The sequence below is a fragment of the Acidobacteriota bacterium genome, from assembly GCA_039028635.1.
Taxonomy (GTDB): Bacteria; Acidobacteriota; Thermoanaerobaculia; order Multivoradales; family JBCCEF01; genus JBCCEF01.
Genome location: JBCCHV010000005.1, coordinates 71,153 through 88,693 on the forward strand (window position 1 = coordinate 71,153; position 17,541 = coordinate 88,693).

Consider the following 17,541-nt stretch of genomic DNA (forward strand, 5'->3'; position numbering starts at 1 on the left):
TCCCCATGAACCGTCTGACCCTCATGCTCGCCGTCGTCCTGCTGTGTCTGCCGGCCACGGCCTGTCGCAGCGGCGTCAAGGAAGATCCCATCCTGCGCCTCGCCGCCCAGGAATCTCTCGACGAGGGCAAGCGCCTGATGGCCGAGGAGAAGTTCTCTCGCGCCCGGCGCTACCTCTCCCACGCCTTCGAGGTCGAGCCCAACTCCCTGAGCGGTCGCGAAGCGCTGCTCTTGCTCGCCGACAGCTTCTATCTCGACGGCGGTGTGCTCAATTACATCCAGTCCGAATCGAAGTACCGAGACTTCCTGAATCGCTTTCCGACCAGCAACCTGGCGGCCTACGCGCAGTACCAGATCGCCAACAGCCTGGCCGAGCGGATGGAGAAGCCGGATCGCGATCAATCCGCCACCGAGAAGGCTCTGCAGGCCTACCGCGAGCTGATTCGCCTCTACCCGACGAGCGACTACACGGCCGAGGCCCGCACCCAGATCGTCCGGGTCCTCGACAACCTCGCCGAGCACGAGTTCGTGGTCGGCAACTACTATCTGCGCCGCCCCATCCCGTTGGCCGCCATCGAGCGCTTCAAAGGGCTGTTGGCGAGCTACCCGGAGTACAGCCAGCGCGACAAGGTGCTGTTCCACCTTGCGAAGGCCTATGGCCTGAGCTTCCGCGAAGAGCACGCCGGCAAAGCCGAGGAGACCTTCGAGCTGCTGCGACAACAGTTCCCGGAAAGCGAGTGGATCGCCGAGATCCCGAAGCAGAAGGACAACTCATGAGAGCGCTGGCCGCGATCGTCGCCGTCGGGCTGCTGACCGGGGCTTGTACCTCGGCCAAGGGGCCATCGGCTCGCCCCGTCGACGACGTTGCCGAGCTCAAGGCCCGGGTGCTCGAGCTGCAGCGCAAAGCGGCGGTCAGCGAAATCGAGCTGGAGCGACTGCGCCAGCAGGTCGCACGGCTCGAGAGCCGCCTCGACAACAGTACCGCCGGCGAGCGCCCGCGCGCCGCCGAGAGCTCGCGGGAAGTCGCGCCGCCGAGGTCACGACCGGAGCCACCACCAACGCGGCCGGCGGTCGCTTCCCCGGCACCGCCGGTGGCGGCGGGAAACATCGAAGAGGAGACCCTCGAAGGCGAGGATCTCCCGGAGATCGAGATCGAGCGACCGGCGCCGGCGCCGCCAGCGCGGCCGGTAGTCGAGGCCAGCCCGCCGCCGCGCACCGCCGCCCCCCCGCCGGCAACCGCGGTCGAGCAGCCGGTCCAGGCCGAGGCCCAGGAGCTCTACGACGAGGGCTACGCCCGGTACCACCAGAGCCGCTATCGCGACGCCGAGGCCAGCTTCCAACGGTTCCTGGCGGCGAGCCCAGGATCGAGCTTGGCGGACAACGCTCAGTACTGGATCGGTGAAGCGCGCTTTGCTCGCGGCGACCTGCGTGGGGCTCTGGCGGCCTTCCGCGAGACCGTCAGTCGCTTTCCGGAAGGCAACAAAGTGCCGGATGCGCTGCTCAAGGCGGGACAGTGCCTCGAGCGCCTGGGCGACGTCAACGGCGCTCGCACCACCTATCGAGAGGTGGTGCGGCAGTTCCCCACCAGTGCCGCATCGGTGGTCGCCGAAGAACGGATCGAGCGTCTTCCTTAGGGGCGCGGTCTCTCCCGAGCGCGGCCCGTCAGCTCGCGAAATCGACTCTGATAGGTTAAAGTAGCACTTGAGGTTTTGCGGCCTAAATTCTTGACACTGCACTCCGAAGCGATGTACGGTGCCATAGTGATCTCGCTATAGCCTTACACACGCTTTGCGGTGTCGGGGGGAGTTTTGCCATGTACAAGCGTCCGTTCGTGTTGCTCTCGGGTCTCGCCCTGGCGATGGGATGTACCCTGACGTTGGCGAGTGTCTGCCTGGCCGATGGGCCGCCCCCCCGCAACCTCCAGAAGGTCGGCGATCACTGGACCGCTTGGAACCCTCCGGTGCCGCCGGAAGGCGCCGAGGTCTACATCATCGAGCGCGGCGACACGCTGTGGGACCTGGCCACTCGCTTCTACGGCGATCCCTACCTGTGGCCACAGATCTGGGAACAGAATCAGTACATTCTCGATGCTCACTGGATCTATCCCGGCGATCCCCTGGTGGTGACCGTCGAAGTGACCACCGCCGACACCCTGAGCGAGGGCCTCGGTGAGGGAGCCGGTGGCGCCGATGACAGCTTCGGCGAAGACGTCGGCGACTTCCTTTCCGCCGACTCGGCGGCCTCCGCGCCGGGCCCCCTGGGCGGCGAGTCGGACATCGACTGCACCGGCTTCGTGGGCGAGCTCAACGAGCAGTTCCCCTACCGCATCATCGGCTCCGAGTTCCAGGCTCTCTCCCCCAGCCTCGAGAACCTCGGCGGCACTGCGGCGGCGAGCTACAAGGGCCTCTACGGCACCGACACGGTCAAGGTCGGCATGATGAACGGCGACATCATCTATCTCGATGGCGGTCGCGCCGGCGGCATGTCTCCGGGACAGGTCTACACCGCGATCGGCGAGGGCCCCAAGATTCGCCACCCGATCGACAACAAGATGTTCGGCCGACAGTACAACTACCTTGGGCGGGTGCGAGTGCTGTCGGTTCAGGAAGACACGGCCATCGCCGAGGTCTCCCACACCTGCGCTCCGGTGGTGGTCGGAGCCCAGCTCAAGCTGCACGAAGTCGAGCCGGTTCCCCTCGGCCGGCGCACCCGCATGCGCCCCGTCAACCTGCCTCCACGGCCCGAGGAGCTCGCCGACGCGCCGGTGATTCTGGCTGGCGATCACAACCTGATCACTCTCGGCGAAGACAGCGTGGTCTTCATCGACCGCGGCGAGAACGCCGACCTGGTGCCCGGCGACATCTACACCATCTATCGCCTCAACCGCGACAACCTACCGCCGGTGGTGCTCGGCGAAGTGGCGATCTTGAGCGTCCACAGCCGCTCCTCCGTGGGCAAGATCCTGACCTCCCGCTACACCGTCTACCCGGGTGACCGGCTGGAGCTGAAATAGGTGCCATCCTGACGCCCGAGGGCGTCAGGATTACCCTCACCTGGGCCCTTCCCGTTGTGCTATCCTGACGAGCCCTCGTCGCGAGAAAAATTCGAACGTGAAGCAGCCAAGCCTCAACCGCCGCCTGAACCAAATCGTCGATGAATTGGTTGACCGGGGCATGACCCTGGCCCAAGCTCGACGCGAGTTCGAGCGCCAGTTCATCGTCGCCTCGCTGCGCTCAAACGGCGGTAATATCTGCCGTTCTGCGCGCAGCCTCGGGGTGCATCGCAACACCCTGCGCAACAAAGTCTCGAATCTCGGGATCGGCGTGAACAACGCGCGCTCGGCGGCGCCCCAGCAGGCCTCCGACAAGAGCTGAAGGGCCCTTTCCAGGTCCCCTGCGGGGTGACCTGGCACCAAATCTGCTAATTCCAATCTCCTGAAGGAATCGCACCCGCCCGAGGCCAAGGCGCTCGGAGCGGGATTGGTCTATCGAGGAAACATTCGACCCCACCTGCACGCCTACTCTCCGAGAAGGTCGCACGCCTCGATGGGATTTTCAAAGGAAGCAAGTCATGAACCGGTTCTCACTCAGAACGGCGCTGGCCACCCTGGCGACGTTCTTCTTTCTTCTGACCTCGGTCAGCTCCGAGCCCCCTCTGCAGGACGGCCTCGAAGCGCTGCCCAACCCGGAAGAGGTGGCGATCCTCGATGAGCTGTCCCTCTGGCTCGACGACTCGGACCAGGGCAGCCTGCAGGCGATGAGCCCGAACGACGTCCGCACCGCGGTGGTGGCTCAGCCTCAGACCTTCGAGGTCTTCCGCAGCTACAACGCCAAAGAAGACAACCACCGCTACCTCGAGCAGATGCCCTTCGGCAGCGAGATCGTCGAAGCGGCCGAGCGCTACGAGCTCGACAGCCTGTTGGTCGCCGCCATGGTGCAGGTCGAATCGGGATTCCGGCCCGGCGCCGTATCGCCGGTCGGTGCCGTCGGCCTGATGCAGGTGATGCCCGCCACGGGCACGCTCTATCAGTCGACGGAGCTCGAAGACCCGCGCATCAACCTGGACGTCGGTAGCCGCTACATGCGCAGCCTGCTCAACTCCTATGACGGCGATCTGGAGCTCGCCCTGGCGGCCTACAACGCCGGTCCCGGCAACGTTCGCCGATACGGCGGCATTCCGCCCTTCCGCGAGACCCAGAACTATGTCGCCAAGGTGATCTCGACCTACGTCGACATCCACCGCGGCGTGTGGGACGACACCGGCGCCTCCGACCTGCTGGTACTGCGCTGATTTCAGAATGAGCTGGCAGCGAGGGGCAGCGCTCTGCGGCGGGCGTCCCCGCCTCTCGATGATCCTGCCATCCAGAGGCGGCAAACGAGGGCTGGCATAAGAGCCCGCGAGTCGCTATCTGCAGCTGAAACAACCGGAATGCAGGCGACCGCTCGCGGCTCACCTCTCACGGGCGCCGAATGGCGCCCTGGGGAAGAGCGCCCTGAGGTTCTTGGCAAGGCGCTCGCCGCGCCTTGCGGCGGGGCGCCTTCAGCGCGACTTGGCAGCCTCGTCGCCGTCTTCGATCTTGTCCGGCTCGGGCTCCCGAACTCCCCGCTTGAAGTTGCGAATCCCTTCGCCGAGCCCACGACCGATCTGGGGCAGCTTGGTGGCCCCGAAGAGCAGCACCAAGATGAACAGCACGATCAATAGCTCTTGAAAACCTAACGGTCCCATGGCTTTGGCTTCCTGGTTTCGAGTCTCGACTCGTTGGTCACGACCTCCGCTGGAGGCCAGTCTCTGGAGGGCGAACGAGCCCGCCCAGAACTCCAGTTTAGCAGAAGGCCGCCGCGGCCACGGCCCACGGAGCACGCACGCGAGCGGCGAACCCAGCGGTCTCGGGCCATGCTGCGAGGTGGTCGCAGGCCCGCTCCAAGGTGCGAGGAATCAGTCCCAAGTGGCGATCGTTGCCGCGGCGGGCGAAGGCGGCATAGGTTCCGACGGCCTTGAGAGTTCGCTGCGCGGCGGCGCGATGAAAGGCGGCGGTGTGACTCCGCGGTCCGTAGAGATCGCTCCCGAACTCGGGGAAAAAGCTGTCGTTGAGCAGCGAAGCGGAATCGTACTCGGCCGGCCCCAGCCGCAGATCCTGATGGTCCAGCACCGCCACCCGGCCCCCCGCCAAGGGCACCAGGTTGCGCACCATGAAGTCGCGGTGACAGGCAGCGACCTCGTCGCCAGCCAGGGCATCGCACAGCTTCGAGAAGGCCAGCTCCACCGACCGCCGGTGGTCGCCCCCGTCGAGCAGCCCTGCGGGCTGCAAGAAGACCTCCAGGGTCTGGTTCAGCTCGCGTTCGAGGAGCGAACGATCGAGCGGCTCCGAGAGGCCCGCCACCGCCTCCCGAGGCAAGGTCGCGATGCGTTCGACGATGGCGAGAGCATCGCGGTAGTAGGGCTCGAGCACGTCCCATCGGAAGGGAAGATCGTAGACCGTTCGGGGTCCGAGATCTTCGAGCAGCATCCAGCGTTGCCGGGGCTCTCGAAGCAGGATACGAGGAACTCGGATTCCGAGGCCCTCGAAGATGTCGGTGGTGCGCTCGAAACGCCGATAGGAGCCCTGCAAAGCCTGCGGATAGGTGGCCAGAACGGCGCTACCGAAGCCCCCGAGGGACAAGCGGTAGTAGCGTCGCAGGCCGACATCACCGGCCAGCGTCGAGACCTCCTCGAGCTTGCCGACGGACCCGAGCCAGGTTGCCAGAAGCGCGCGATCGAGGCCGTCTTGCGGGCTCATCCCCCCAGGCTAGCATGGCCTTTCGACGGTTTGACACTCTATCGAGACGGGGGCGATAATGCCGGCACTCGAGGCACTGGTCACGCGTCCCACAGGAAGGAACGAACCCTGGATCAGACTCTGCGCAAGATGCTTCGCGACTTCGGTCGCGCCCTTTCGGAGGCCATTTCAGACTCCTCCGAAGCCAGTCAGCGTCTGCGCGATATTCGCGATCGGGGCTACTCGCTCTACCTGTTGCTCGACAACGAAGAGACGGACGACACGGTGCCTCGCCGGCCGATCACTTCCGATGATCCGGAGTTTCGGATCAACAGCAAGGATCTCGTGTTCCTGCGCTCGATCGGAATCGATCCGACCCGCCGACGCCGTAGCCGCCGCAGCGGCTGAACGGCGAGCCGATGGCAGCCCGGCCCCGAAGCCGGCAGCCTTCCGAGTCCCTGCAGGAGCCTTTGGTGACCAAGCCCACGGCGCATCGCGCCCCCCCGCCCCCGGACCTCCTCGGCCTTCCCCTCTCCAGGCTGGAGGAAACCCTGGCGCCGTGGATCGATCGACCGTTTCGGGCGCGGCAGATCTACCAGGCGTTGCACCAGCAGGGAGCCGAGGACTTCGGTGCCATGAGCAGCCTGCCGAAGAACCTGCGCCAGGAGCTGGCGGAGCGCTACCGCATCGGACTGCCGGCGATCCAAGAGAAACACCGGGCCGGCGACGGGACGGTCAAATACCTGCTCGACCTGGTCGATGGCGCGACCATCGAAGCGGTCGACATTCCCGACGGAGAGCGTCACACCCTGTGCATCTCGAGCCAGGCCGGCTGCGCGCTGGCCTGCAGCTTCTGCGTCACCGGCTTCTGGGGCGCCGGCCGCAACCTGACCAGCGGCGAGATCGTTGGCCAGGTGCGCCGGGTGTGCCGCGATGGCGAGCTCCCGGACAGCCTCAATCTGGTGTTCATGGGCATGGGTGAGCCGCTGCTCAACCTCGACAACGTCCGCACTGCCCTCGAGATCCTGCGGCAAGACATCTCGCTGCGCCGCATCACCGTGTCGACGTCCGGCATCGTGCCGGCCATCGACGCGATGGCGCAGTGGCCGGATCGACCCAACCTGGCGATTTCGCTGCATGCCGCGGACCACGATCTGCGCAGCCGGATCATGCCGATCAACCGCACCCACCCGCTGGCGGATCTGATGGCGGCCTTGCGGCGCTTTCCGGTGGAGAAGGGCCGCAAGCTGACCTTCGAGTACATCCTGCTGCGCGGCATCAACGATTCGGACGCCCATGCGGACCGCTTGGCTCGCCTGCTGCGGGGGTTGCCGGCGAAGGTCAACCTGATTCCGATGAACCCGGATCCGGTGCTCGGAGACGATCTCCAGCCGCCCTCGCGACAGCGCATCGACGGCTTTCACCGCCGGCTCAAGGGTCATCGCCTGGTGACCACCGTGCGGCGACAGCGGGGGGACGACGTCAGCGCCGCCTGCGGCCAGCTCCGGGCCCCCAGCCGCGAGCCCAAGGGATTCGCCCGCCGCGCCCTCGGCGAGGGCTTCCTGGGCCATCGAGAGCGCCGAGACGACGCCTCCGAGCAGCCGGGTTAGTCCTCAGGCGCTACGAACAGCTACCGCAGCTGCTCGGCCCTTCGGAACGCTCGTAGTCTTCCTGGATGAGGTGCACGGAAGGCGTGCCGCCGTCGCACACGATCCAGGTATGGACCCACATGTAGAGGCTGTCCCACTCACGAGGCGCTTCGTCGCTGATGTGGCACTCGAAGTCCAGGCTCCCGGTGGTCGTACACAGCCTCGAGAAGCTCTGAGTCTGGGTACCACACTCCGCCGACCAGCCGGTCTGGACGGCGACCCAGCAGGGCCTACAGTCCGAGCCGACACCGTGGATCGACACATCGACATCGAGTCGACCACCGCAGGAGGTTCGGTCGATCCCAGTCTGAGCCATGAACTCGAGATCGCACGTCGCCTCCGGCTGACTCGCCCTCCGCCAGCGAAAGAGAACCTGCTCGAGCTCCTCGGCGAGGCGCCGATACTCTTCCGCCCGGGCGTCGAATCGAGCTTCGCCTTGCTGCGAGGAAACCCCTTCGGACCGCAGCTCGGCAATCAGATTGGCCAAGCCCACCTCGCCCTCGGCGCGAGTCCAGCGGGCACCGCTATCCCAACCCCCGGAAAACAGTCCGGGACTGCGCTCGAACCAGGTTCGGGACTCCAAGGAGTCTTGACTCGACAGGGCAGCGGGGATCGAGATCAAGAGGAAAAACACAAACCACAGCTCGACTCTTGGTTTCATCAAAACCTCCTCGGGCAAGATGGATCGCCGTCATTCGGCAGCGCGGAACCACGACCCCGCCGAATGCCAGACCATCGGCCACCCACTTTCGAGCCGTGGATCGCTCCAACCCGGCTTTCTCGCGACGAAGTGGGTGAGAATCCAGACTAGTCGCAGTAGGAATCGGGGTTCGTAAACTCTGTCTCGGAGAAATTTCCGACAAACCAGTTCGCGGCCGGGCAGAGGATCGAAGCCCGAGCTACGTTCGCGCCGCGATCGTGATGGGGGCTCGGGTCCGGTGAGGTGTAGTGCAGGAGTCTGTCCGCGAGATCCGTCCCGAAGTCACTTCGGGACAAACTGGAGCTCTTGTTCACCGCTCCGCAGCGCCGATTGATCGAGCAGGAGACAATGATCTCGCAGGGCGGACAAGCCTCGTTCTCGTCGTAGTAGGAGGCATAGGCCAGAATTTCCTCGCGACTCGCGCTCGTCTTGAGCTGAAAGGCGGGGTTGCAGATGGAGGGCTCCAGCGCCACCGGTGCCAGGGCCAAGTGCCGCTCGAGCCGAAGGATCAGGTCGCGGTTCGAGTCGTCCGTCAGGGAGCGCGAACGCAGAGTGGCCACGAGCTGGGCGAGAGACTCCCGGCCACTCGCCTGGACCTGCACTTGGCCGTCGTCCAGGTTCCGATGCCAGACGCCGGGAGCAAGCTCCGTCCAAGAGCCTCTTGCCGGCTCGTCGGCAACGAGGAAGGACACCGGCAGCAAAAGAAAAAGACCCAACCAAGCTTTCGAGATCACTCGCCCCATCTCACCTCCTAGTCCCCGTCGGCAGACCACGGGCCCTTCTGTCGCGAAGGGCTTTTTCAGACGCAGTGAAAGCCTGGCACGAAGAATCAGGAGGGTAGAGAGGTATTTACGCCAAGTAGCGCAAAGATTCGGCCAAGCCAGCCTTGAGGGGGCGCCGCCGGCTAGCCTCAGTCCTCAGCTCGGCGTCCGAAGATCGGTGGTTCCTCCGCAGTCACTCTCGCAGACGGGCCACCGCGCGCTCGCGGTAGGTTCGACCAAGCCGCACGCGCGCTCCGCTACGCATCGTCAGGACTAGATCGCCATGGGTCGTGGGCGCGAGCTCGGCAACGTCATCGAGGCGCACGATCGCCGAACGATGGACGCGCAAGAACTTTCCCTCCGGGAACTGAGCCTCGAGACTTTTCATCGTCCCGCGAGCTAGCCAGCTTCGCTCCCTACCGTGGAGCCGCACGTAGGAGCCGGCGGCTTCGACCCATTCGATCTCGTCATAGTGGACGAAGCGAACCTTGCCGCGGGTGCGAACGGGAATGCGTCCGGCGAGCGGGGTGTCGGCTGGTCGGCCTTCCTCGAGGCCCTCCAGGGCGCGCACCAGGCGCTGATTCAGCTTCTCGACATCGCGCTGACGCAAGCGCTCGATCGCCCGCGACAGCGCGCGCTCGAAGCGCTCGTTGGAGAACGGCTTGAGCAGAAAGTCGACCGCCTGATGCTCAAAGGCCTCGAGGGCATAGCGATCGAAGGCGGTCACGAACACGATGGCGGTCGAAGAATGCAGGCCAGCTTCTTCGATCAGCGCGATGCCGTCGAGCCCGGGCATCTGAACATCGAGAAAGACCAGATCCGGCCGCTGCCGAAAGAAGGCCTGAAGTGCCTCCCGGCCATCGCTACACTCGCCGATCACCTCGACATTGTCGCGCTCCGTGAGCAGACGAAGCAGCCGACGCCGGGCGAGGGGTTCGTCATCGACGATCAGCACACGAAGTCGGGTCACTGGCTGCCTTTCTCTCGAAAGGGCAAAGTGACCAACACTTCGGCGCCTCGCGGAGAACGTGCCGCGAGGCTCAAGGTCGCCGCCGCCCCGTAGAGAAAGTCGAGCCGCTGGCGCGTGTTTCCGAGGCCGATACCTTCGCTGTGCCCGGCCACCGGTAGGGAGCCGTCATTGGCGATCCTGATCTCGACCCTCGAGTCGCGAACTGCCGCCGAAAGGCTGATTCGCCCGGCCCCGGGATGCTGGGCGACCCCGTGCCGGATGGCGTTCTCGACCAACGGCTGGAGGAGGAGCTGCGGAACCAGAGCTCGCAACGCGCTTGGCTCGACCGAGCGCTCGAACTCGAGGCGATCTTGGAAGCGCACCCGCTCGATCGCGAGATAGAGATCGAGACCAGCCAGCTCGTCGCCCAGGGTCACCTCGTGATCGGCCGGTCGTCTGAGGCTGAATCGCAGGAGATCCCCCAAGGCCACAATGACGTCTCGAGCCCGATCGGGATCCTCATCGACCAGACTGGAGATCGAGTGCAGCGCATTGAACAGAAAGTGAGGTCGAAGCTGGGCTTCGAGATTCGACAAACGCGCCTCCCACAGACTCTCCCGCAAGAGGAGTGACTGGCGCTCACGGCGCCGCTGGCTCCAGAGGAGCTCCAGTGCCTGGGCACTCGCCATCAGCGCAACGACGCAGAAAAACCAGAGGTGGAAGCTCAACAGGAGGTGAAGCTCGACCTCATGAGCCAGGCCACGCCAGGAGAACCCCTGGCCGCGAAGCCAGAGTGAAGCGAGCGCCGCAAGCGAAATGAGAGCGACCAGGGCGCCGCAAGCGGCGAGCCCATGCTGAAGCCCACTGCGAAGCGGATGACGACGATCGAGCGGCCAGCGCCGCACGAAGAACCAGACGGCAACTGCAACCAAAGCCAGGGGAACCCAGAAGGAAAGCTGCCGAACATAGGCATCGAGACCGGCCAGGGGCTCCTGGCCGGTCACCCGAGCCCGAATCATCGTGTGCACCGCCGCCAACCCAGAGAGCCCGAACCAAGCAACGACTCCAGCGACCAGAAGCCGCCCACGACCGGCGACGCCGGCAGAACGCGGCACTGAGCTGGAGCTCGGATTCGGCTTCATGACAGCGCGGCTCTTCGAAAGAGGGCCCGGCCCCGGCGAGAGGCCCACGGCCTCAGATCCTCCAGTCATCTACTCAACGGCGAAGCCACCGGCATACATGCGATACACCCAGTCGGACCAGGGTCGCACCCACTCGCTGTTGTAGTGGGTCGTCAGGCCCCGTGGCCTGGGATCCGACTCGAAGATCTCGAGGGCCTGACGCAGTAGAGCATGACCACCGATCAACTGCGCCCAGTCGCCCTCCTTCTGCCCCTCCTTGATCAGGTCCGTCCCGGCATGCACCATCACGACGGGGCTTTCCGGAGCCAGCGCCAGGGCCTCCTCGAGGGCCGACTCGGCCTTCTTCTGCACCCGGTCGCGCTCTCCTTCATCCTCGATACCACCGAGCGCGAAGCTGTGAATCAGACTTTGCAGAGCCAGGACGTCGGCTCGCGTCGCAGCCGACTCGCTGGCCGCCCGCTGTCGCGCCCGATCGAGATGAGTCTGCGCCCGAGCGATGCGCTCTGCGCGGTCCTCGGAGTGGCGCATGACCACTTGACTGAGGAGGTAGGAGGCCCAGAAGTCGGGCAGCCAGGCCGAGTCCGTTTCCTCGCCGAGCTTCGCCAGGCGGTCGACCAAAGCCAGCTCGGCCGCAGCGTCTGGGGCCCCACTCTCGTGCTCCTCCACCGCCGCCGCCAGAGCCTTCGGCAGACCTTCGTCAGCCCCCAGAGTCGACCCGACCCCGGACAGGAGGATCGCCAATAGAACAGCCAGGATCCAAGGTGATCTTTCATCCATGATTCTTCCTCCGAAACGTTCTGGCACCCATTGACCGGGTACGGACGAACTCTACGAGAAGGCTCGCGCTGGAGGACTCGAGTTGGTGTGAATCGCCACTGAGGTGCCGTGAACCGCACCCAACCTCGGATCATGGCGTGGGCCTGCAGGAGCGCGGACCCCGGGAGGGGCTCAGCGCCGAAAGCCGAAGACTCGACCCGACGACGCAACGGGGCCAGGAACTCTCAGCCCGAAATCGCCGCCGCCCTCATCCGCGGACGGCGGTGTGCCAATCGGGCCGACCGTCCTTCACCGACGCCAGATCACGGCATGATTGCGGCCGGCGCCGGCACCTTCGCGGCGGTAGCTCCACAGCCAGTCGACTTCACAGCGGGTACAGAGCGGTACCGGCCGAATCTCCTCGACGCCGGCCTCCCGCAACTGCCACAGCACGGCCCATGGGAGGTCGACGTGGGGCTTGCCTCGCGGCCCCTGAGCAAGCACCCCCGAATCGCTCGCCGACACCACCTGCTCGGCGACGTCCTCATCGACCTCGTAGCAGCAGCTCCCGATGGCCGGCCCGACCCAAGCGCGCAATCCCGTGCCGCCGACTCGGCCGACCAAGGCCTCGACGCCGGCAGGCACCACCCCCTGGACGATGCCGCGCCAACCGGCGTGGATGGCCGCCAACCTCGACTCCGAGGCCAGCAGAATCGGAACGCAGTCGGCGGTGACGACGGACAGGGCGAGACCACGATGATCGCTATGGAGAGCGTCCCCCCGACCGGCATTGCCGGGGCGCGCCGAGAGCACCTCGGCAGAGTGGATCTGGGTACACCAGGAAGCCTCGGAGGGCACTGCACCATCACCCCAGGCGCTCAGCAGGTGGTCGGCCCGTGAGCTTCCACCCTTGCCGGTGAAGCGGACTTCGACATCCCCAACGGAGTCGCGCCACACCCAGCCGGCGGGTTCCTCGAGCACGGGTCCGACGATCAAGGCGCAATCTCCACGGCGAGATTCTAGCCTGAAGGCAGTCCTCGGAAGGCTGTCTCGAGGGTCCACCTCCCCGGCTCGCCACCAGGCGAACTCAAGGCTGAGTTCGGGCTAGACTAGGCCCATGACGCGGCGGGCCAAAGGGGAGCGGTCGAGGAAGCGAGCTACCGCTCGCCGCGGGAGAAGCTCGTGATCCAGTTCTTTCACGTCAGCAAGCGTTATCGCGGCGGTCAGAAGGCCCTCGACGATGTCAGCTTCGAGCTTCCGAAAGGCGAGTTCACCTTCCTCACCGGTCCGAGCGGCGCCGGCAAGACGACGCTTCTCAAGCTCATCTTCCGGGAGGAGATGCCGAGCGACGGACAGATCCTGGTCAACGGCCGCAACGTGGCGTCGATCCCGCGCAGCAAGGTGCCCTACCTGCGCCGCTCCGTGGGCGTCGTCTTCCAGGACTTCCGACTCATCGCCCGCAAGACGGTGTTTGAGAACATCACCTACCTGCCGCGCATCCTGGGCCTGGCGCCGCGAGTGCAGAAGCGGCTCGCCTACCAGGCCCTGCGCCGGGTCGGGCTGGCCCATCGCTCGCAAGCCTTTCCCCTCGAGCTCTCCGGCGGCGAGCAGCAGCGCGTCGCGATCGCCCGGGCGTTGATCAACGAACCGGAGATCCTGATCGCCGACGAACCGACCGGAAATCTCGACGGCGAATTGGCGCGCGAGATCCTACGTCTCTTCCGCCAGATCAACCTGCGCGGCACGACCCTGCTGATCGCGACCCACAACCGCGAGATCATTCGCGCCATGGGCGGCCGCATCCTGACCCTCGAGGCCGGCCGCCTGGCGTCCGACGAGAAGATCGACGGCATCGACCCGCCGGATATCGAAGCGCTCGAGGCCATGCCCTTGTTCGACCCCGACGAAGAGCCTCCGGAGCTCGGGTCCAGCGCTCCGTGAAGATCCAGAAAGCCCTCGGCTATTTTCTGCGCGAGGCCTTCACGAGCCTGCGGCGCTCCTGGAAGGTCAGCCTGTTGGCGGTGTTCACCATCGCCGTCAGCCTGTTCATCGGCGGCACCTTCCTGTTGGTCAGCACCAATCTCTCGAATCTGGTGCTGCGCTGGCAGGACGAGACCCGAGTCACCGTTTACCTACGGTCCGATGCCGGTGACGAACAGGTGGCGGCATTGCGGCAACAGCTCAGCCAACCGACCTGGGTGACGGGAATCGACGAAATCACCTCACAAGAGGCCGTCGAACGCTTCCAGACGACCTTCCCGAGCCTCGCCGGGATCGTCGAGGACTGGGACGAGGAACCCCTCCCGCGCTCGCTCTCGGCACGTTTTTCGCCCACCGCCCCGTCGGCCGAGCTCAGTCGCTGGGTGGCGGAGCTGGAGGCCCACGAGGCGGTCTCGATGGTCGACGACGACCGCGACTGGCTGCGCCAGCTCGGCGCCGTGGTGGCGGTGATCCGCGGCATCGGTTTGACCCTGGGGCTGGTCTTGCTGGGCGCTGCCGTCTTCACCATTGGCAGTGTGATCCGGCTGACCGCCTACCTCTATCGCGAGGAGATCGCCGTCATGCGACTGGTGGGCGCCACCGAGTTCTTCATTCGCGGACCCTTCTATGCCGAGGGCTTCCTCCAAGGCCTGTTCGGCGGCCTGACCGCCGTCGGCGGCCTCTATCTGGCGTTTCGGCTGACCTCCCAAAGGGCTTCCGAAAGCCTGCTCGGAGCGGTCCTCACGCCCGACTTTCTGGGCTGGCGCTCGCTCGTCCTGCTGGTCCTGCTCGGCGGCATCGCCGGCCTGGTGGGGGCGATCGCGTCGCTGCGCCGCGAGAAGCTCGGCGGCGAGGAGTAGGCACCACGAAAAAGCGCCCCGCCGAAGCGGGGCGCCGCCGAGAGCTGGCGGATGCGCGATCCGACCGGCTCTTCTCTTACCGCAGGGTGATCCGGACGACGGCGCGGCGGTTGTCCCGTCGGCCAGCGGCGGTGGCGTTGTCTGCCACCGGATCCGCCGATCCCCGGCCCTCGATCTCGATGCGGCTGCCATCGATCCCGTGGCGGGTCACCAGATAGTCCTTGACCGCCTGTGCGCGACGCTCGCTCATGCGCTGATTCGACGCCTCGGACCCCTGGCTGTCGGTATAGCCGATGACCAAGGTCTCGGCCTCGGTGGCGTCCTTCAAGCGCAGCGCCACCTCGTCCAGGGTCGCCTTGCAGCGATTGTCGACTCGCGCACTGTTGGACGCGAACAGACAGGTCTCCTCGATCACCTCCGGCGGCGCCGGCGGTGGCGGCGGAGCCGGGGCCGGAGTCGGCGGTGGTGGCGGAGCCGGCGCCGGCGCGGGCTTCGGGGCCGGGGCCGGCGCGGCGGCCGGAATCGGCTCCGGCTCGGGCGCCTTGCGGAACATCCGCGGCAGGTAGGTCAACCCCAGCAGCCCACCGATCGGACAATGCTCATCGGTTTCGCTGAGCTGGAGGAGATCGGTCCGGATGGCGAAGTTGAAAGCCGTATTGCCGGACTCGCCGAACCAGTAACGGAATCCGGTGGCGACGTCGATGCTCTCCTCGAAGATCGCATCGTCGCTGTCTGTCGGCAGGGTCCCCACCACCTCGGTGATCCAGTCCATGCGGTCGTTGACGGTGCCGACGTAGCCGAGACCGGCGATCACCTCCGGTGACAGCTCGACCTCGTCGACATCCCCGGGCACGCGCACGCCGAGATTGAAGTTCCACTTGTCGACGCTCCAGTTGGCGCCGGCACCAAAGCCGGTCTCGCCCCCCAGGACCTCTTCATCGCCGGTCGGCAGCTCGACGAAGGCGTTGAGCGAAAAGGCACGCGCGCCGGAGCTCTCACCGAGGCGCCACTTGGCCCCCAGGCGAGCGTTGCCGAGACCCGATTCCGAAGTGTCCTGGAAACCAGGATTGTCGGCATCGAAGTCCTCGTAGGGAAGGGAAAGGCTGACCTCGAAGCGCTCGCTGACGCCGTATCCGACGCTGGCGCTGAGGCGGTTCCAGTCGAGATCGGCGCGATCGTCGAACTCGAGGACGCGATCCCAGTTGTTGTAGTAGAGGCCGAAAGACCACTCTCCCTCGGGCACCGTGTTGCCCGAAAGAAGGGTAAAGAGTCCCGACTCGCCGGTGGCGGTCGGTGCGACGGCCTGCTCTCCTGCCAGGGAAGGGGCGGCGATGACGGCCATCAGGCCGAGGGCCAGCCATCCCTGCTTCCAGTGGTTCATGGTTCCTCCAGCCGAAATGTTCGGCGGCCCGCAGGGCCTGAAATCGCCCGAAATGACTAGTTCTTCAAAGGACGTTAGGGGCGAAGATCGAGAGCTAGAACGAGGCCGCAGCCTAGCATATGACCACTCCCCCCAGCTCGATGTCGGAGATCATGCCAGCTTTCTGTGAAATTCTCGCGGCAGACCCAAGGCAGGGCCGGGCATGGGCCGCCAGGGCAGCAGTCTGCTAGCAGGTTGCTGAAAAACTCATCGGCAACCTGCGACCGGGCCCGAGAGGGCCCGGCGGCGAAGCCGTGAGATGGGGTGAGCCCGAAAAATCGCACTTTTTCGGGCGAGGGGGCGCTCAGCCCCCTGAAACAAACTTCTAGCAGCGCTGGAAAAGTCGCGAAGCGGACTTTTCAGCAGCCTGCTAGCGGTAGGACTTGATCGACAGCTTGGCTTCCGGCTCCGAGTCGCCCCTCAGGGTCTGGGCGATCACCGCCGAGAGGAAGATGGTGTAGCCCTTGAGCTCGAAAGAAGACTCGATGCCGATGCCGAGATCGGGATAGTACTCGGAGACGTCGGTGAGCACGTCGCGGTCGTACCCGATGGTGCCGTAGCCCCCGTAAAGCACCCAGTACCAGGAGCTCCAGTTCAGGCCCAGGGCACGACGCTCTTCGTCGACGAACCAAGGCAAGAACAGCTCGGCGGTGGTGTGCAGGTTCTCGGTGCCCCGCAGCCGCTCGCGCAGTCCCTTGAGATTTTCCCGACCGTCGAGACGGAAGAGCTCGCTGCGTGGAATCGAGAAGCGGTCCGGCTGCGGAACGTCGGGGCCCTCACGAATCACCTTCTTGCGCGGAAAGCTGCCGCCGTGAGTACGCCAGACCAGAAACCGCCCGCGGGGAAGCTCGAAGCGCTTCAGCCCCTCGAGCTCCAGGCGTATGTAATCGAAGTCCCCGAGGAGGAAATCGAAGCCGTAGGTCGCCGCCGCCGTCAGGCCGGCTCCCCGCGGTCCGATGGCGCGGTGCGGAGTAAACAGGCGATCGAGGCGAGCCCGACTCTCGCCGACGATGGCGTTCGAGCGTGGGTCGTCCGGCGTTCCGATCTGATAGCCGAAGCGTACGAAGGTGTTGGTGAGGTTGTCGTTGAACCTGAGCTCCTCACGGTTCGAGCTGATGCGATCGACCTCGAGCAGCATGAAGCTGCGGCGGTGATAGTCGTGGGGCCACTCGAAAATGCCGAGCAGTCCGCGCACGCGATCGAAATCGCCGGAGACGTCTTCGACGCTTTCGAACTCGATCGAGTCGAAGCCGGTGAGCTGAAAGGTCTGGCGCTTGCCGTAGACGCGGTAGCGCAGGAAGGCGGTGATGTCACCGTCGACGAAGTTGTACTTAACCTGCCCCTGGAAGAAGATGTTGCCGACCAATCGGCTGGCCCGCAAATCGAGATCGCCTTCCGGCAGATCGATATCGATGGTCGGGAACAGGGTGTCCGAGCGCCTTCGAGGGGATTCGGAGCCGAGCTCTTCGGAGCTTTCGGACACCTCCTCCGGCTGCACGACCGTGGCCGGCCATCCCAAGACGGCGAGAACCAGCAGCAGAGCGGAGCGGCGCTTCACGGCCGCATTCTA

Annotated in this window: 19 protein-coding genes; 9 read left to right on the forward strand and 10 right to left on the reverse strand. The window is 65.6% G+C overall.

The window, feature by feature from the left end:
- Positions 1–5: 5 nt before the first annotated feature.
- The 5 genes from bamD (at position 6) to AAF604_03600 (ending at position 4,289) form a co-directional block, all read left to right on the forward strand.
- A complete protein-coding gene (gene bamD / locus AAF604_03580) occupies positions 6–776 on the forward strand; it encodes an outer membrane protein assembly factor BamD (GenBank protein MEM7048709.1) in 771 nt (256 codons plus the stop codon).
- Entirely contained in the window at positions 773–1,633 is an 861-nt protein-coding gene (gene ybgF / locus AAF604_03585) for a tol-pal system protein YbgF (protein MEM7048710.1), read from the forward strand. The genes bamD and ybgF overlap by 4 nt, the downstream gene beginning before the upstream one ends.
- A gap of 179 nt (positions 1,634–1,812) precedes the next feature.
- Complete coding sequence (locus AAF604_03590) at positions 1,813–3,012, forward strand: LysM peptidoglycan-binding domain-containing protein (GenBank protein ID MEM7048711.1); 1,200 nt, start codon at positions 1,813–1,815, stop codon at positions 3,010–3,012.
- A gap of 97 nt (positions 3,013–3,109) precedes the next feature.
- Positions 3,110–3,373 carry a helix-turn-helix domain-containing protein gene (locus AAF604_03595; protein ID MEM7048712.1) on the forward strand — a complete coding sequence of 88 codons (264 nt, stop codon included), beginning with the start codon at positions 3,110–3,112 and terminating at the stop codon, positions 3,371–3,373.
- Positions 3,374–3,569: 196 nt separating this feature from the next.
- Positions 3,570–4,289, forward strand: coding sequence for a lytic transglycosylase domain-containing protein (locus tag AAF604_03600; protein ID MEM7048713.1), 720 nt, complete (start codon positions 3,570–3,572; stop codon positions 4,287–4,289).
- A gap of 249 nt (positions 4,290–4,538) precedes the next feature.
- Here AAF604_03600 and tatA read toward each other — a convergent pair whose 3' ends face one another.
- The gene (gene tatA / locus AAF604_03605; protein ID MEM7048714.1) at positions 4,539–4,724 is read right to left on the reverse strand and encodes a twin-arginine translocase TatA/TatE family subunit; all 186 of its coding nucleotides are present in this window, start codon (positions 4,722–4,724) and stop codon (positions 4,539–4,541) included.
- A gap of 97 nt (positions 4,725–4,821) precedes the next feature.
- Positions 4,822–5,775 carry a phosphotransferase gene (locus AAF604_03610; GenBank protein MEM7048715.1) on the reverse strand — a complete coding sequence of 318 codons (954 nt, stop codon included), beginning with the start codon at positions 5,773–5,775 and terminating at the stop codon, positions 4,822–4,824.
- Positions 5,776–5,904: 129 nt separating this feature from the next.
- Between AAF604_03610 and AAF604_03615 the strand changes: the two genes are divergently transcribed.
- Together AAF604_03615 and rlmN are read left to right on the forward strand one after the other, a co-directional pair.
- Entirely contained in the window at positions 5,905–6,162 is a 258-nt protein-coding gene (locus tag AAF604_03615) for a hypothetical protein (protein MEM7048716.1), read from the forward strand.
- Between the two features lie 65 nt (positions 6,163–6,227).
- Positions 6,228–7,364: a 23S rRNA (adenine(2503)-C(2))-methyltransferase RlmN gene (gene rlmN / locus AAF604_03620; protein MEM7048717.1), complete on the forward strand. Its 1,137-nt coding sequence runs from the start codon at positions 6,228–6,230 to the stop codon at positions 7,362–7,364.
- A 10-nt stretch (positions 7,365–7,374) separates the two neighbouring features.
- Here rlmN and AAF604_03625 read toward each other — a convergent pair whose 3' ends face one another.
- From AAF604_03625 to AAF604_03650, 6 genes are all read right to left on the reverse strand, one after another.
- Positions 7,375–8,064: a hypothetical protein gene (locus AAF604_03625; protein ID MEM7048718.1), complete on the reverse strand. Its 690-nt coding sequence runs from the start codon at positions 8,062–8,064 to the stop codon at positions 7,375–7,377.
- Between the two features lie 146 nt (positions 8,065–8,210).
- Positions 8,211–8,837 (reverse strand): hypothetical protein, encoded by a 627-nt coding sequence (locus AAF604_03630; protein MEM7048719.1) that lies wholly within the window; start codon positions 8,835–8,837, stop codon positions 8,211–8,213.
- A gap of 220 nt (positions 8,838–9,057) precedes the next feature.
- Positions 9,058–9,834, reverse strand: coding sequence for a LytTR family DNA-binding domain-containing protein (locus AAF604_03635; protein ID MEM7048720.1), 777 nt, complete (start codon positions 9,832–9,834; stop codon positions 9,058–9,060).
- On the reverse strand, positions 9,831–10,955 hold the full coding sequence (locus AAF604_03640; GenBank protein MEM7048721.1) for a histidine kinase: 1,125 nt from the start codon (positions 10,953–10,955) through the stop codon (positions 9,831–9,833). Before AAF604_03640 ends, AAF604_03635 begins: the two co-directional genes overlap by 4 nt.
- 69 nt (positions 10,956–11,024) lie before the next feature.
- Positions 11,025–11,732 carry a hypothetical protein gene (locus tag AAF604_03645; protein ID MEM7048722.1) on the reverse strand — a complete coding sequence of 236 codons (708 nt, stop codon included), beginning with the start codon at positions 11,730–11,732 and terminating at the stop codon, positions 11,025–11,027.
- A gap of 288 nt (positions 11,733–12,020) precedes the next feature.
- Positions 12,021–12,707, reverse strand: coding sequence for a polyphenol oxidase family protein (locus tag AAF604_03650; protein ID MEM7048723.1), 687 nt, complete (start codon positions 12,705–12,707; stop codon positions 12,021–12,023).
- A gap of 186 nt (positions 12,708–12,893) precedes the next feature.
- Here AAF604_03650 and ftsE point away from each other — a divergent pair, with 186 nt between their 5' ends.
- Positions 12,894–13,652: a cell division ATP-binding protein FtsE gene (ftsE, locus tag AAF604_03655; GenBank protein ID MEM7048724.1), complete on the forward strand. Its 759-nt coding sequence runs from the start codon at positions 12,894–12,896 to the stop codon at positions 13,650–13,652.
- A complete protein-coding gene (locus AAF604_03660; GenBank protein MEM7048725.1) occupies positions 13,649–14,551 on the forward strand; it encodes an ABC transporter permease in 903 nt (300 codons plus the stop codon). The genes ftsE and AAF604_03660 overlap by 4 nt, the downstream gene beginning before the upstream one ends.
- 76 nt (positions 14,552–14,627) lie before the next feature.
- Here AAF604_03660 and AAF604_03665 read toward each other — a convergent pair whose 3' ends face one another.
- Both AAF604_03665 and AAF604_03670 read right to left on the reverse strand, forming a co-directional pair.
- The gene (locus tag AAF604_03665; GenBank protein MEM7048726.1) at positions 14,628–15,932 is read right to left on the reverse strand and encodes an OmpA family protein; all 1,305 of its coding nucleotides are present in this window, start codon (positions 15,930–15,932) and stop codon (positions 14,628–14,630) included.
- Positions 15,933–16,341: 409 nt separating this feature from the next.
- Complete coding sequence (locus AAF604_03670) at positions 16,342–17,529, reverse strand: hypothetical protein (GenBank protein ID MEM7048727.1); 1,188 nt, start codon at positions 17,527–17,529, stop codon at positions 16,342–16,344.
- Between the last annotated feature and the right edge of the window lie 12 nt (positions 17,530–17,541).

Coding starts and splice junctions, on each gene's coding strand:
- AAF604_03645 (MEM7048722.1), bottom strand. CDS start 11,732: ATGGATGAAAGATCACCTTGGATCCTGGCTGTTCTATTGGCGATCCTC.
- AAF604_03640 (MEM7048721.1), bottom strand. CDS start 10,955: ATGAAGCCGAATCCGAGCTCCAGCTCAGTGCCGCGTTCTGCCGGCGTC.
- AAF604_03625 (MEM7048718.1), bottom strand. CDS start 8,064: ATGAAACCAAGAGTCGAGCTGTGGTTTGTGTTTTTCCTCTTGATCTCG.
- AAF604_03600 (MEM7048713.1), top strand. CDS start 3,570: ATGAACCGGTTCTCACTCAGAACGGCGCTGGCCACCCTGGCGACGTTC.
- AAF604_03665 (MEM7048726.1), bottom strand. CDS start 15,932: ATGAACCACTGGAAGCAGGGATGGCTGGCCCTCGGCCTGATGGCCGTC.
- AAF604_03615 (MEM7048716.1), top strand. CDS start 5,905: ATGCTTCGCGACTTCGGTCGCGCCCTTTCGGAGGCCATTTCAGACTCC.
- AAF604_03590 (MEM7048711.1), top strand. CDS start 1,813: ATGTACAAGCGTCCGTTCGTGTTGCTCTCGGGTCTCGCCCTGGCGATG.
- bamD (MEM7048709.1), top strand. CDS start 6: ATGAACCGTCTGACCCTCATGCTCGCCGTCGTCCTGCTGTGTCTGCCG.
- tatA (MEM7048714.1), bottom strand. CDS start 4,724: ATGGGACCGTTAGGTTTTCAAGAGCTATTGATCGTGCTGTTCATCTTG.
- ybgF (MEM7048710.1), top strand. CDS start 773: ATGAGAGCGCTGGCCGCGATCGTCGCCGTCGGGCTGCTGACCGGGGCT.
- AAF604_03610 (MEM7048715.1), bottom strand. CDS start 5,775: ATGAGCCCGCAAGACGGCCTCGATCGCGCGCTTCTGGCAACCTGGCTC.